General features: G+C 67.6%; 13 protein-coding genes. 6 read left to right on the forward strand and 7 right to left on the reverse strand.

Going from position 1 to position 13,710, the window contains the following annotated elements:
* Window position 1: 1 nt before the first annotated feature.
* The 4 genes from G6N67_RS25255 to atzF are packed head-to-tail and all read left to right on the forward strand — an operon-like array spanning window position 2 to window position 5,140.
* Window positions 2-829: an urea amidolyase associated protein UAAP1 gene (locus G6N67_RS25255; RefSeq protein ID WP_036427935.1), complete on the forward strand. Its 828-nt coding sequence runs from the start codon at window positions 2-4 to the stop codon at window positions 827-829.
* Window positions 826-1,434, forward strand: coding sequence for an urea amidolyase associated protein UAAP2 (locus G6N67_RS25260; RefSeq protein ID WP_036427933.1), 609 nt, complete (start codon window positions 826-828; stop codon window positions 1,432-1,434). Before G6N67_RS25255 ends, G6N67_RS25260 begins: the two co-directional genes overlap by 4 nt.
* Entirely contained in the window at window positions 1,431-3,452 is a 2,022-nt protein-coding gene (locus G6N67_RS25265; RefSeq protein ID WP_081812378.1) for a 5-oxoprolinase/urea amidolyase family protein, read from the forward strand. The genes G6N67_RS25260 and G6N67_RS25265 overlap by 4 nt, the downstream gene beginning before the upstream one ends.
* A gap of 26 nt (window positions 3,453-3,478) precedes the next feature.
* Window positions 3,479-5,140, forward strand: coding sequence for an allophanate hydrolase (atzF, locus tag G6N67_RS25270; RefSeq protein WP_036427932.1), 1,662 nt, complete (start codon window positions 3,479-3,481; stop codon window positions 5,138-5,140).
* Here the strand turns inward: atzF and G6N67_RS25275 are convergent, their stop codons facing one another.
* Together G6N67_RS25275 and G6N67_RS25280 are read right to left on the reverse strand one after the other, a co-directional pair.
* On the reverse strand, window positions 5,141-5,710 hold the full coding sequence (locus G6N67_RS25275; protein WP_036427930.1) for a GNAT family N-acetyltransferase: 570 nt from the start codon (window positions 5,708-5,710) through the stop codon (window positions 5,141-5,143).
* Window positions 5,711-5,746: 36 nt separating this feature from the next.
* Window positions 5,747-6,331: a TetR family transcriptional regulator gene (locus G6N67_RS25280; protein ID WP_036427928.1), complete on the reverse strand. Its 585-nt coding sequence runs from the start codon at window positions 6,329-6,331 to the stop codon at window positions 5,747-5,749.
* Between the two features lie 181 nt (window positions 6,332-6,512).
* Between G6N67_RS25280 and G6N67_RS25285 the strand changes: the two genes are divergently transcribed.
* Window positions 6,513-8,111, forward strand: a complete 1,599-nt coding sequence (locus G6N67_RS25285) for an FAD-dependent oxidoreductase (protein ID WP_036427926.1) — start codon at window positions 6,513-6,515, stop codon at window positions 8,109-8,111.
* Here the strand turns inward: G6N67_RS25285 and G6N67_RS25290 are convergent.
* From G6N67_RS25290 to G6N67_RS25300, 3 genes are read right to left on the reverse strand one after another with little or no spacing between them, the layout of a single operon-like run.
* A complete protein-coding gene (locus G6N67_RS25290; protein ID WP_036427925.1) occupies window positions 8,092-8,988 on the reverse strand; it encodes a DMT family transporter in 897 nt (298 codons plus the stop codon). The genes G6N67_RS25285 and G6N67_RS25290 overlap by 20 nt on opposite strands.
* Before the next feature lie 9 nt (window positions 8,989-8,997).
* On the reverse strand, window positions 8,998-10,131 hold the full coding sequence (locus G6N67_RS25295; RefSeq protein ID WP_036427923.1) for an acyl-CoA dehydrogenase family protein: 1,134 nt from the start codon (window positions 10,129-10,131) through the stop codon (window positions 8,998-9,000).
* Window positions 10,132-10,144: 13 nt separating this feature from the next.
* The gene (locus G6N67_RS25300) at window positions 10,145-11,377 is read right to left on the reverse strand and encodes an acyl-CoA dehydrogenase family protein (RefSeq protein ID WP_036427922.1); all 1,233 of its coding nucleotides are present in this window, start codon (window positions 11,375-11,377) and stop codon (window positions 10,145-10,147) included.
* A gap of 188 nt (window positions 11,378-11,565) precedes the next feature.
* On the opposite strand from G6N67_RS25300, the gene G6N67_RS25305 reads away from it, so the two are divergent.
* Window positions 11,566-11,928 carry a PAS domain S-box protein gene (locus tag G6N67_RS25305; RefSeq protein WP_179976875.1) on the forward strand — a complete coding sequence of 121 codons (363 nt, stop codon included), beginning with the start codon at window positions 11,566-11,568 and terminating at the stop codon, window positions 11,926-11,928.
* A 1-nt stretch (window position 11,929) separates the two neighbouring features.
* Here the strand turns inward: G6N67_RS25305 and G6N67_RS25310 are convergent, their stop codons facing one another.
* Together G6N67_RS25310 and G6N67_RS25315 are read right to left on the reverse strand one after the other, a co-directional pair.
* On the reverse strand, window positions 11,930-12,583 hold the full coding sequence (locus tag G6N67_RS25310; protein WP_036427918.1) for a ScbR family autoregulator-binding transcription factor: 654 nt from the start codon (window positions 12,581-12,583) through the stop codon (window positions 11,930-11,932).
* 20 nt (window positions 12,584-12,603) lie between these two features.
* On the reverse strand, window positions 12,604-13,299 hold the full coding sequence (locus tag G6N67_RS25315) for a TetR family transcriptional regulator (protein WP_036427915.1): 696 nt from the start codon (window positions 13,297-13,299) through the stop codon (window positions 12,604-12,606).
* Window positions 13,300-13,710 lie beyond the last annotated feature (411 nt).

Raw genomic sequence — 13,710 nt, forward strand, 5'->3', positions numbered from 1 at the left:
CATGACCACCGCAACCACCGCAGGCGCGCGCGACCATGCCCGCGCGCAGGCAGGCGCCATCACGGACTCGATGCCCGTTGTCCCGGCGTCGAACTGGCCGACACCGCCGGAAGGTGTCGCCGCCGAGCGGCTCACCTGGGCGGAAACGGTTCCCGGGGGCCGCTACACCACCAAGGTACTGGGGCGGGGCACCCGGTTGAGACTGCGTGACCTGGACGGCAGCGCGTGTGCACATGTGCTCGTGTGGCGTGCTGACGCACCCTGGGAACGGCTCAATGTCGCCGACACCGTGAAAGTGCCGTGGCAGGCCTATCTTTCGTCGGGTCACCCGCTGCTCAGTGATCAGGGCCGTGTGCTGGCGACCGTGGTCGCCGACACGTCGGGCAGGCACGACGCGCTCTGCGGAACCACCACGCTGACCGGAAACACGACCAAATACGGTGCGGGATCGGCGGAATCGCCCAGTCCCGCAGGACGCGAACTGCTGGCTCTGGCAGCGCTCAAGAACGGCCTGACCCGCCGCGACGTGGCGCCGAGCCTGTCCTTCTTCCACGGCGTGCGGGTCGCGGACGATGGCGCGCTGGAGTCGGTCGGGTCCGCCGGACCCGACACGTCGGTCGACCTCGTCACGCACCTGCCCCTGATCGTGGCGATCGCGAACACCGCGCACCCGCTCGACCCCGCACCGACGTTCGACGTGGGTGCCTTACAGGTGCTGGCCTGGACGGCGCCTGACGACCTCGCTGCCATCGGTGCACAACTCGCCGATCGGGAGCCCGAATACCAACGTGCGTATGCCAATTCCGAAGACGTCTGGAGTGCCCGATGACCGAGACCATCGTTGACGAGATCGTGCCGGCCCGGGCACCGTGGTCGAAGGTCGTGCGGGCAGGCGATTTCCTGACCATCATCGACCTGCACGGCAATCAGGCCGTCGACACCTTGTTCTACGGTGCCGACGACCACACCGTGCGCTACAGCGCTCCGGCTACGATCGCTGCGCAGGGCAACATCTTCCTGACCACCGGAACCGTGCTGAGGGACAGCGACGGTGCACCCATGCTGACGATCGTCGAGGACGAGGTCGGCAATCACGACACCCTGGGCGGAGCCTGTTCACAGGAATCGAACACCCTGCGCTACGGCCACCACACCAAACACCAGCACGCGTGTGTGGAGAACTTCATCGGTGAAGGCGCGCGATGGGGCCTGACCAAAGCCGACATCGTCAGCAACATCAACTTCTTCATGAATGTGCCGGTCGACGCCGACGGATCGCTCGGTATCGTCGACGGGCTGTCCGCTCCCGGCAAGAAACTGTCGCTGCGCGCCGAGGTCGACACGTTGGTGCTGGTGTCGAACTGCCCCCAGATCAACAACCCCTGCAACGGATTCGACCCGACGGCAGTGCGGATGGTCGTGACCCGGTCATGACGGGCATGTCATGCGCTGCCCGCGCGCGCGGCGTCGAGGTGCTGCGGCCCGGTATGTCCACCACGGTCCAGGACTGGCCCGGCCGGATCGGCTACTGGCAGATCGGAGTGCCCCCTTCGGGGCCGATGGACGACGTGTCGTTCCGATTGGCCAACGTTGCGGTGGGCAATCCCGAAGGCGCGCCGGCACTGGAGGCCACCATGGGTGGACCCGCGTTGCGGCTCGACACCGATACCTGGGTGTGTGTCACCGGTGCGCCCGCGCGCGTCACCGTCGACGGTGCCAGGGTTCCGCAGTGGGAACCCGTGCTTGTCGCGGCCGGAGCGGTGCTGGACGTCGGCATGGTCGACGGCCCAGGCCTGCGAACCTACATCGCGTTCGCCGGCGGGCTGTCGGCCGAGGAATATCTCGGCAGCGCAGCGACTTTCACGCTCGGCCGGTTCGGAGGACACGAGGGCCGCGTGCTGGCGGTGGGCGACAAGCTCGAAACCGGCGGCGCCGCGGCGGGCAGACGCAGGCGCATCCTGTTCGACGAGCAACCCGCGATCGGCAGGCACTGGTACATCGCGGTGACGGTCGGCCCGCACTCGGCACCGGAGTTCTTCACGCGCGCCGACATCGACACGCTGCTCACCCACGACTACGAGGTGCACTTCAACTCCGACCGGACCGGTGTGCGCCTGATCGGGCCGAAACCGCAGTGGGCACGGCCCGACGGGGGTGAGGCCGGGCTGCACCCGTCGAACATTCACGACAACGCGTACTCGGTGGGCTCGCTCGACTTCACCGGTGACACGCCCATCCTGCTGGGCCCCGACGGCCCCAGCCTGGGCGGCTTCGTATGTCCGCTCACCGTGACCGCCGCCGACCGGTGGAAGCTCGGCCAACTCGCCCCCGGGGCAACCGTACGATTCGTCCCGGTCCGCGTTGCCGAGGCGCCGTCTCCGGCAACCGTGGGCCGGGCCCGGCGAGCGTTCCTGCCCGCGGTGTTCTCCGCAGGTGGGGATGCCGATGACGGAATCATCGCCACGACAACGTCTTCCGACGGCGCCACCGGTGTCACCTACCGCCGCATCGGCGACGACAACGTACTCGTCGAATACGGCGAGATGCGTCTTGACCTGGCGTTGCGGGCGCGTGTGCACGCGTTGCACCATGCGCTCGACGAGGACCGGCCCGCCGGCCTGATCGATCTGACGCCGGGTGTGCGATCGCTACAGGTCAAGGTCGATCCGGATCGGCTGGGGCTGCCCGCACTCGTGGGACTCCTGACGGAGACGGAGGCCGCGTTACCGCCGGCTCAGGAGCTGGTGGTGCCGAGTCGGACCGTGCGGCTGCCGTTGAGCTGGGACGACCCCGCGACCCGCGAGGCGATCGAGCGGTACATGCACGGCGTGCGGGCCGACGCCCCCTGGTGCCCGTGGAACATCGAGTTCATCCGGCGGATGAACGGACTCGACTCGACCGACGACGTACACCGGATCGTCTACGACGCCGAGTATTTGGTGCTCGGTCTGGGAGACGTGTATCTCGGCGCCCCGGTGGCCACACCGCTGGACCCGCGCCACCGGCTTGTCACCACCAAGTACAACCCGGCCCGCACGTGGACGCCGGAGAACGCCGTTGGCATCGGCGGGGCGTACCTCTGCATCTACGGTATGGAAGGCCCGGGCGGCTATCAGTTCGTCGGGCGTACCACGCAGATCTGGAATCACCGTCATCCACTGGCCGCGCCCGGCTTCGATCCCGAACATCCGTGGTTGCTGAGGTTTTTCGACCGGATTCAGTGGTACCCGGTGTCGGCGGAGGAGTTGGGTGACCTTCGCGCCGACATGGCGGCGGGTCGCGGGCACGTCGACATCACCGACGGCGAGTTCTCGCTCGCCGAACACGAAGAGTTCCTGGCTGCCAACGCCGACGACATCGTCGCGACGCGTACGGCCATGGAGATCGCACGGGCCGAGGAGCGCGCGCGGTGGGCCGCCGCCGGAGAATTCGCGACGAAGGAGACGGCATGAGCGAGCTTGCGAGCGAATCATCGGTCATGACCAGAGTTTCCGAGATTTACCGCGCCATCGCGGACAGCGGTCGCACCGAGGTGTTCATCCATCTGCGTGCGCAGGACGACGTCGAGCGTGACTGCCAGCGCGCCACCGGTCCGCTGGTGGGTCTGGTGCTCGCGGTCAAGGACAACGTCGACGTGGCGGGGCTGCCGACCACCGCGGCGTGCCCGGGCTTCAGTTACCTTCCCGATGCCGACGCACCGGCGGTCGCCGCTCTCAAGGCCGCCGGTGCCGTCGTCATCGGGAAGACCAATCTGGACCAGTTCGCGACGGGCCTGGTCGGTACCCGCAGTCCCTACGGTGCGGTGCGGGATTCCCGTCGGCCCGATCACATCTCGGGTGGATCGAGTTCGGGGTCGGCGGTGGCCGTGGCGCTCGGGTTCGCCGACATCGCGATCGGAACGGACACCGCCGGATCGGGCCGGGTGCCCGCCGGGCTGCAAGGTGTCGTCGGGATCAAGCCGACGGTCGGCGTGGTCTCCACCGCCGGGGTGGTGCCTGCGTGCGCGAGCTACGACTGCGTGACGGTCTTCGCCGCCGACCTGCACACCGCGCAGGCCGCCATGGCGGTGATGAGCGCAGGCGCACCCCAGCGGGGTTGGCCGTCGGATGCGCCGCTGGCCGCGCCGCCGGTGCCCCGGGTCGCGATACCCGACCGACTACCCGAACTGGACGCGGCGTGGCGCGACGCGTTCGACGCTGCGGTCGGCCGCGCACGTGAGGTCGGGTTCGAGATCGTCACCGTCGAGATGGAGACCTTCTTCGCCGCGGCCGACCTGTTGTACAACGGTGCGCTCGTTGCCGAACGGTGGGATGCCGTAGGCGAATTCGTGTCCGAAGCCGGGACGGATGCTGGTCTGGACCCGACCGTGGCGGCGATCGTCACCGCTGCGGGCACGCACTCGGCGGCCGATCTGTTGCGCGACCGCCGCAGAGTCGACGAGCTACGCCGCGCCGCCGACGAGGTACTCGCCGGATGCGCCGCGCTGCTGGTGCCGACCGCGCCCGGGCACCCTACCCTCGCCGAGGTCGCGGCTGATCCCGTGGCGGTCAACACCCGGATGGGCCGCTATACGAACTTCTGCAATCTGTTCGACATGTGCGCCATCGCCATCCCGGCGGGCACGGTCGCCGACGGCGCCCAGTTCGGTGTCACGCTGCTGGCCCCGGCATTCCACGACGGGGTGCTGGCCGACTTGGCCGCGCGGTTCGCCTCGGCGCCTCCCGGCGCGTCGTGGATCGAGCCATCGTGTGCCCCGGTCGAGCTCGCGGTGTTCGGTGCGCACCTGCGGGGGCAGCCGTTGGACCATCAACTGACCGGCCGAGGCGCGCGCTGGGCAGGGGAGCTCAAGACGGCGCCGCGCTATCGGCTGTACGCGCTCGACACCGCCCCGCCCAAACCCGGCCTGGTGCGGGTCGCCGACGACGGCGCGACGATCCTGGGGGAGCGGTGGGTGCTCTCGCGAGCCGCACTCGGAGAGTTTCTCGACCAACTGCCCGCGCCGATGACACTCGGCAAGGTCGAACTCGAGGACGGCACGTGGATCACGGGATTCGGCTGTGACCACGTGGCGCCCGCCGACGCACGTGACATCACCTCCTACGGTGGGTGGGTCGCGGCGCAGGTGCGCTCGGACCGGTGATCAGCGCGGTGGGCAACGGAACGAGTGCAACCGTGCGACTGCCAGGCTCTGCTCGGCGCCGAACTGCTCGAAGGTCGTCACGACCTCGAATCCCAAGCGGTGCGCCAGGTTCAGCGACGGCCCGTTGGCGGATTGGGTGATCACCAGCACCGGTTGCTCCGGGAGCTCGGCAGCGGCGGCGACCAGGAGGGCCCGGGCCGCTTCGGTGGCGTAGCCGTGGCCCCATGCCGAGTGCCGGAACACGTACGTCAGCTCCAACTCGTTGCCCGCGGCCTCGACGTGGCCAGGCACGTCCAGTCCGCGGCGGTCCAACAGGACTGTCCCGAGCATCTCGTCGGTGTGTTTGTCAGCGACGACGAAGTGGCCGGGCGCGGCCAGCAGCGCAGCCGCGCCGACAGATTCGACCAACGCGCGTACCTCGGGTTCGGAGCGCGGGCCGCCGAGATGGCGCCGGATCCGCTCATCGATCTGGGTCTCGATGATGCCCGCCGCGTCGCCGTCGCGCGCCTTGCGCAACCGCACGCGGTCGCTGTCAATCGATTTCGCGGAGACGGTGGAATCCTCGGGCACGGTGACGACTGTTCCATACCGCGTCGGCGGCCGACGTCAGATGTCGGGCAGGATCACCGCGACCATGGTCTCGAGCTGGCGGGCCATCTGGCGATAGGTCATGGCGCCTGACTGCGCTTGCAGCAGCGCACCCCAGAACACCGACTCGAGCGTTGCCACGACCTCCGGCCACGCGCCGGTGCCCAGCGCGGTCGAGATGCGGCGCCGCACTTCGACGGAGATCCGCGATCTGACATCGGCCACGGCATCGTCGTCCGTGCTCACCAACGCGCGGGTGCACGCACATGCCAACCGTGGTTCGTCGGCGAGCAGAAGCGTGATCGCGCTGAGCTGTTCGCACACCCGGTCGGCGGCGCGGGCGGCAGGGTCGATGTCAAGGGCCAGCGCCGCAACCCGGTACAGGTAGAGCTCGGCGAACACCACCTCGATCGTGGGGAACTGTGCGGCAAGCGCCGCGGGTGCCATCCTGGCCCGCGCCGCGAGCGTCGGCACCGAGACACCCGCCGGATCCGATTCGTCGATCAGCTGTGCGGCGGCGCCGAACACGCGCCGGAGCGCTTCGGTGCGCCGACCGTGCGCGTCATGCAGATGTGTCACCGTAGCCAACGCATCGTTGGACATGTGTCCAGGGTAGAGCGGTGTGGCAGGAATGACAATGGCTGCGTGAAACATCATGACAGTTACGGTCTTTAGCTGGCCATAACGGTAGGTCTCATTGGTATGTGCGGACCACGCCATAGTTGTGGTGAGGTAAATCGGACATGTGTCCAGTATGCTCGCGGCTGTCGAAAGGAGCCCCGTAGTGGCCTACGTGATCACGCAGAACTGCTGCAAGGACGCCAGTTGCATCCCGGTCTGTCCGGTTGACTGCATCCGGCCGGCAGAGCACCCGGACACTGCGATGGCCGGGTCCGCCACGACCGAGATGCTCTACATCGACCCGAACTCGTGCATCGACTGTGGGGCCTGCTTCGAGGAATGCCCGGTGGGCGCGATTCAGTACGAAGAGGATCTGCCGCCCGAACTGCACCGGTTCAAAGAACTCAATGCCGTGTACTTCGACCGGCATCCGTTGCAGCCCGACACGTCTGTCGTGCCTGCCGCGCGTGCGGGCGTCGAACCCGGCTCGTTGCGGGTGGCGATCGTCGGCTCGGGCCCAGCGGCGTGCTATGCCGCAGCCGAGTTGATCGACGTGGACGGCGTCGAGGTCGACGTGTTCGAGCGGTTGCCGACGCCGTTCGGTTTGATCCGCGCCGGGGTGGCACCTGACCATCAGCACACCAAGTCCGTCGTCGACATCTTCGACCGGGTGTTCGCCAATCCCCGGGTCGCGTGCCACTTCAACGTCGAGGTCGGCGACGCGCTGAGCCACGAAGATCTGCTGAACCACCATCACGCGGTCATCTACGCCGTTGGGGCCGCGACAAGCAGAACGTTGGGAATACCCGGTGAAGGCCTGGCAGGCAATCACGCCGCCGCCGATTTCGTGGGCTGGTACAACGGCCATCCTGACCACGCCGGCCACGTCTTCGATCTGTCGGGTCGCCGGGCGGTGATCGTCGGCAACGGCAACGTCGCGCTTGACGTGGCGCGCGTTCTGCTTTCGGGACACGCTGCCCTTGCCGTCACCGATGTCGCCGCACACACTCTGGATGCGTTGTCGCACAGCGCCATCGAGGAAGTGGTGATAATCGGGCGGCGCGGGCTCCGGGACGCGGCGTTCTCGGTCGGCGAGTTTCTGGCCCTGGGGCACCTCGCTGGTGTCGATGTGATCGTCGACGCCGCTGACGTGCCAGCCAACGACGACGACGATGTCGAAACGTCGTTCAAACTCGATGTCGCCCGGGAGTATGCACAGCGCACGCCCACGCCGGGGAACAAGCGGATCGTCTTCCGGTTCGGAGTATCTCCGGTCTCGGTGATCGGTGACACGCATGCCGAGGGGCTGCAGGTCCGCACTGCCCGGAACGGCACCGAGGTGATCGAGACATCGCTGATCCTGCGGTCGATCGGGTACCGAGGCCTGCCGGTAGGGGGATTGCCTTACGACGACGTCACCGGCACGGTTCCCAACGCTGCCGGAAAAGTGGTCGACATGGCAGGTGTCTATGTGACCGGCTGGATCAAACGCGGACCGCGAGGCGTGATCGGCACCAACCGGCTGTGTGCCCAGCAGACCGTCTCCCAGCTGTGGGCAGATTTCGATGCCGGACGGCTGAGCCGCGACATCGGTGACCGGGAATCGCTCGACGCGGTCCTGGAGGCGCGAGGCGCCGACCCCGTCGACTGGTCAGCGTGGCGTGCGATCGACGCCGCCGAACGACGGCAGGGCAGGCAGCTGGAGCGGCCCCGGGTCAAGTTCGTCTCGGTCGAAGAACTCCTCAGCGCGGGCCGGCCATAGCTTCGACCTCGGCTTCCGTTTCCGGTTCTGGTGGCTTGCGGGTGGCCAGGACCGAGCCGGTCAGGATGAGCGCGAGGCCCGCGACGTTCCAGGCGGTCAGCGGCTCGCCGAGCACGATCACGCCGGCCGCCAACGCCACCGCGGGATTGACGTAGGTGAACACCAGCGCCCGCGCCGGGCCGACCTCACGGATCAGCGCGAAGAACAGGATGAACGCCAGCGCGGTGCACAGCACCGCGAGCCCCGCGAGCGCCATCAGCACGCGACGTGACGGCATCTCGTCAGGCCAGGTGAGGGCCGCGGGCGCGGTGTAGACCACCGCGGCGATGGTCAGGCACGCGGCGGTCAGCGGCAGGGTCGGCACCTCACCGAGGTAGCGTCCGGCGATCAGGGGAGCGATCGCGTAGCACGTCGCGACCAGCAGGACTTCGATGATCGGCCAGGTGTGGCCGCCGGTCAGGCCGGGCCCGGCGAGCACCGCCACGCCGGACAGGCCGACCGCGAGACCGGCGATTCGCTTGGCGCCCAGTCGCTCCCCGCCGGTGAGCCGGTCGAGCACCGCGGCGATGATCGGAGAGGCCGCGATGAGCAGTCCGGTCATCGAACTCGTCAGATGACGTTCTGCGTCCGACAACAGCAGCCACGCGGCGACGATCTCGAAGAACGCGAATGCCAGCACCGGTTTCCAATGCCGCAGCACGGGCGCCCAGGCGGCACGAGACATCGCCAGGGGCAACAACACTGCGGCACCCACGGCAGTCCTGGCCAGCACGAGCACCGGAACCGAGACACCTTCGACCGCCACTTTGATCAACAGGTACGGGATGCCCCAGATGACGCTCATCGCGGCGAACAACAGCCATCCGCGAGAGCTCACCGCCCCAGCCTACGGGCGGGTCAACTCGGCGTAGCGGCTGACGTGGCTGTCGGTCGTGCCGAATTCGTATTGCACAGCGGTGAGTCGCTTGAAGTAGTGGCCGATCGCGAGTTCCTCGGTCATGCCCATGCCGCCGTGCAACTGCACGGCGTTCTGACCGACGAAGCGGGCGGCCCGCCCGATTGTTGCCTTGGCCGCGGACACCGCCTTGGCCCGGATCGCGGGGGCCGATTCGAGGTTGAGCACTGCGAGATAGACCGCAGCGGCGGCCTGTTCGACTTCCATGTGCATGTCGACCATGCGGTGCTGCAGGGCTTGGAAGCGCCCGATCGGCTGGCCGAACTGCTGGCGTTGTTTGCAGTATTCGACCGTGTCGGCGAGCACCTTGCGCATGCCCCCGACGGCTTCGGCGCACACCGCGGCAGCGCCTTCGTCGCGGGCGCGCTCGAGCGACGCCCACGCCTGCCCTTCGGCCCCGAGGAGGGCGTCGGCGGGCAGGCGCAGATCGGTGAAGTCCAGGTCGGCGGCTCGGCGGTCATCGACGGTGCGGTACCCATGGGCGGCGAAACCGCTTGCCACCTGGTCGGTCTGGATCACGAACAGCGAAATGCCGTCGGCGTCGGCGCGATCACCGGACGTACGTGCGGTGATCAGCAAATGCGTCGCCAGCGGAGCGTTGAGCACCATGACCTTCGCTCCGTTGAGCACCCACTGGTCACCGTCGCGGCGTGCGGTGGTGGCCACGTCGCGCCAGTTTTCGCCCGACGTGGCTTCGGTGGCGGCGAGCGCGACGACGGCCGCACCCGCGACGACCTGTTCGAGCAGATTCCGTGCGCCCGCGCGGTGGAGCAGTCCGCCGGCCACGACCACGGTGTCGACGAACGGTTCGACCACGAGAGCATGACCCAACGCCTCGGCGATCACCATCGTCTCGACCGGGCCACCGCCGGTGCCGCCGGCGTCCTCGGGCAGTGTCGCGCCGAGAATCCCGAGCTCCTCGGCGAAGGCCCGCCAGATCTCCGGTTGCCAGCCGATGCCCGTCTTGGCTGCTGCCCGGCTCGATTCCAGGGTGTACCGGCTCGACAGGAACTTGCCCAGCCCGTCGCGCAGCAGTTCCTGTTCCTTGGTCAGGTTGAAGTCCATCTACCGCTTCCCGTCAGAGTCCGAGCGCCGCTTTGGCGAGGATGTTCCGTTGAATCTCGTTGCTGCCCGCATAGATCGAGCCGGCCCTGTCGTTGAAGTAGCGCAGCGGCGCCACCGCCTGCCAGGGTTCACCGCTCAGGTATCCGTCGGCCGGCGGCTGGTAGTCCGCGATCGGGCCGCCCGGCCGGGTCGCGTGTGGCTGGTAGGCCCGCCCTCGTGGCCCGGCCGCCTCCATCGCGAGCTCGGTCAGTGCTTGGCTGAGCTCGGTGCCCAGCACCTTGAGCATCGACGATGCGGTGCCCGGGTTGCGGCCTTCGGCGACCGCGGCCAGCACCTGGTACTCGAGGATTTCGAGCACGTCGGTGCGGATCCTGGCGTCGGCGAGCTTTCGGCCGAAGCCGGGATCGTCGATGAGACGTCCGCCGCCGGGCCCTGGTTGTTCGGCTGCCACGGTCGAGATCTCCTCGGCGAGCACCTGCAGCGCGGGTGCCGAGGCGCCGCCACCGCGTTCGAACTCGAGCAGGTATTTCGCGACGGTCCATCCGTCGTCGATCGCACCGATCACGTTGGCCTTCGGTACCCGGACTTCGTCGAAGAACACCTGGTTCTGTACTTCTTCGCCCGAGGTCATGACCAGCGGCCTGATCTCGATACCGGGGGACGTCATGTCGATCAGCACGAACGTGATGCCCTGCTGCTTCTTGGCGCCTTTGGTGGTGCGGACGAGCGCGAACATCCAGTTCGCCTCGCGGGCGTGCGTGGTCCAGATCTTGCTGCCGGTACACACCAGGTCGTCGCCGTCGGCGACGGCTGCCATCGACAGTGCGGCCAGGTCGGATCCGGCCTCGGGTTCGGAGTAGCCCTGACAGAAGAACACCTCACCGGTCAGGATGCGCGGCAGGAAGTAGTCCTGCTGGGCCGGCGTGCCGAACTTGATGATCGCGTGGGCGACCATCCGGATGCCCATGGGGGACAGTGATGGCGCCCCGGCCAACGTGGACTCCCGGCTGAAGATGTAGTGCTGGGTGAGGCTCCAGTCGCAGCCGCCGTACTCCACGGGCCACGCCGGCGCGGCCCACCCGCGCTCGTGCAGGATCCGTTGCCACGCCATGCTGGCGTCATGGTCGGCGTACACGCTCGTCATGAGCCGACCGGCCTGCCGCAGCTCGGGCGTGAGCTTGTCGGCCAGGAAGGTCCGCACCTCGTCGCGGAATTGCTGATCGGTCCTCGACCACGTTAGGTCCATGCCTGCCCCTGTCTGCCGGTGTCGTCACCCAGAGAGTAAACCTAGTTAGTTAAGTGAAGCGACCCACCCTCGTGGTGGCTGCGCCGGTTGTGGCGCACCCGGCGGTCGCCGCTGGTAACTGGTGGCCGCGTCGGGCGATAATCGATGACGTGGAGCGGCGACGCGACGGGCGGGACGCCCGATCTCCCATGGATCTGCTGCAGCAAATGCCTGCACTCGTGGTTTTGGAGCGGTTCCCAGTTCCCGTTCTCGCAATATCCGAGGACGGCAGCATTCTGTTCGCCAACAGTGCATTCGCCGAAATGGTGGGACACAGCGCGGATTCGGTAAAACAATTGAAGTTTGCTGACGTGTTCTATTCGCTGCCCGTCGACGAGTCGGTGATATCGGCGGTACGGGCACACGCGGACCTCGTCGTCGACCTCGTGCATCGCGACAATTCGATCGTGCGCGCGCGCATGAGCAAGTCCGCGTTGCTGCGCGGCGACGACCCGGTGGCGTTGGCGACGTTCCAGGATCTGACCGAACAACTGTGGGTCGACGAACTCTGAGCTACTCGTCCGTCGCGGAGCGGCGCAGTGACTCGCGGGCCAGGAACTGCCGGAAGTAATCGAGTGACTCGGCGTTGACGATCGCGGGCAACAGCAGATCCCATGTGCGGGCCACGCGCTGCCGCAGATCCGATCCGGTCGAGGTGGCGCTGGCGATCGCCTCGGCACCCAGCATGGAACCGAGGATCACCTCCGCCGCGCCTTTGGAGTCCAGGCCCGACCGCAGGTCGCCCTCGGCGCCGGCCTGGTTGACCTGTTCGACCAATTCGTCGAGCCAGTCCGCGTAGACCCGGCCTGCGGCATCGTTGAGGCCCGTAAAGGTGCGCATCAGCTGCATCCCGATCCGTGCCAACTTGTCCGTGTCGGTGTAGTCGGTCACGACGAACAGTCCGTGGATGATGTTCTCCAAGGCTGGCGACGGCGATTCGGTGATGCCGCGAAACGTGGCCAGGATGCCTGCACCCGCTTCGTCGATGATGGCCGCCGCGAGCGCTTCCTTGGAGTCGAAGTGGTAGTAGAGCGCGCCCTTGGTCATGTCGGCCCGCTCGATGATCTCGCCGAGGCCGGTTGCGGGATAACCTATTTCGCTGAAGAGGTCCACCGCGGCGGTGATGATCTTCTTTCTGGTCACCTCGGACCTGGCCTGGCGCGCCATTTCGTCTCCCCGACCGCCTGTCAGACCGAACCGGTGGAGACCGGAGATTCCGGATTGATCGCCGTGGCCTTCTTGATCGCCAACGCCGTGCGCCGCCGGATGAACTGCGTGAGATAACCCTGGCGGTCGGGATTGGTGAAACCGGGCAGCACCAGCCGCCAACTCCGCTCCAGATCGGCCAGGAACCGGGCCGGGTCGTCGAGGTCGCTGGTCTGGCGGAGCCCCAGGTACATCGACACCAGCAGCGTGGCGACGTCGTCGGGATCGGTGTCCCCGGTGAAGTCGCCGTCGTCGACCGCGCGGCGTCCGATCTCGGCGCAACCCTGCACCCAGGCCTGGATTACCCGGGAGCCGACACCGTCCGTGCGGCCGATCGATTCGACGAGGTTCAGGCCCGCGCGGGCCATGGTTTCACCTATGTCGTCCACAGCGATCAGATAGGAGATGTCGATCAGGGTCTCCACGCCCGACAGCTTGCGGGCCAGCACATCCTCTGCCGACATGCGGGCGAGCTCGGCATGGTGGGCCACGATCGACGAGGCCAACGCGTGCTTGGAGCGGAAGTGGAAGTACAGCGCGCCTTTGGTCACCTCGGCGTCGGCCAGGATGTCGTCGAGACTCACGAGGCTGTACGGCTTGCACGCGAACTGCCGCGACGCGGCGAGCAGGATCTGGAGCCGGGTGTGGTCCGCTCGCCGATCGAGCTGATCACTCACCACGTAACCTCGGAATCTTCTCGGCCGCGCGTCGAGTTGGGCGTGCGGCCCCGTCGGCGTCGGCACGGCAATTTTGTCATCTGGGTCAACGGATGCGGCCACCACGGCCGGGACGTCACCCGTCCGCCTGGGCATCGAAATACCTGAAGTCTTCACCACGCGTGCAGAACATTCTAAAGGTATGTAAGGTGCTTAGCGTGATAACTCTCGGTCCGCGATCTGCGAGCGCCGCGGCAGGCTCTGCCGTGGGGGCGCCTGCGGTCGCGCCGGGTTGTCCCACAAGCGTTGCCATGGCTTGTACCGGCAATCCCCCTCGAATCCCGGTACAGGCTGTGGCAACCCCAACTTTGTGGCGTGCGGTCGGCGGAAATGCCCAGCTCGGTGGCGCTGGGCTGGTGCGCCGGGGCAGCC

Source organism: Mycolicibacterium mageritense, assembly GCF_010727475.1.
In the GTDB taxonomy this organism is placed as follows: domain Bacteria; phylum Actinomycetota; class Actinomycetes; order Mycobacteriales; family Mycobacteriaceae; genus Mycobacterium; species Mycobacterium mageritense.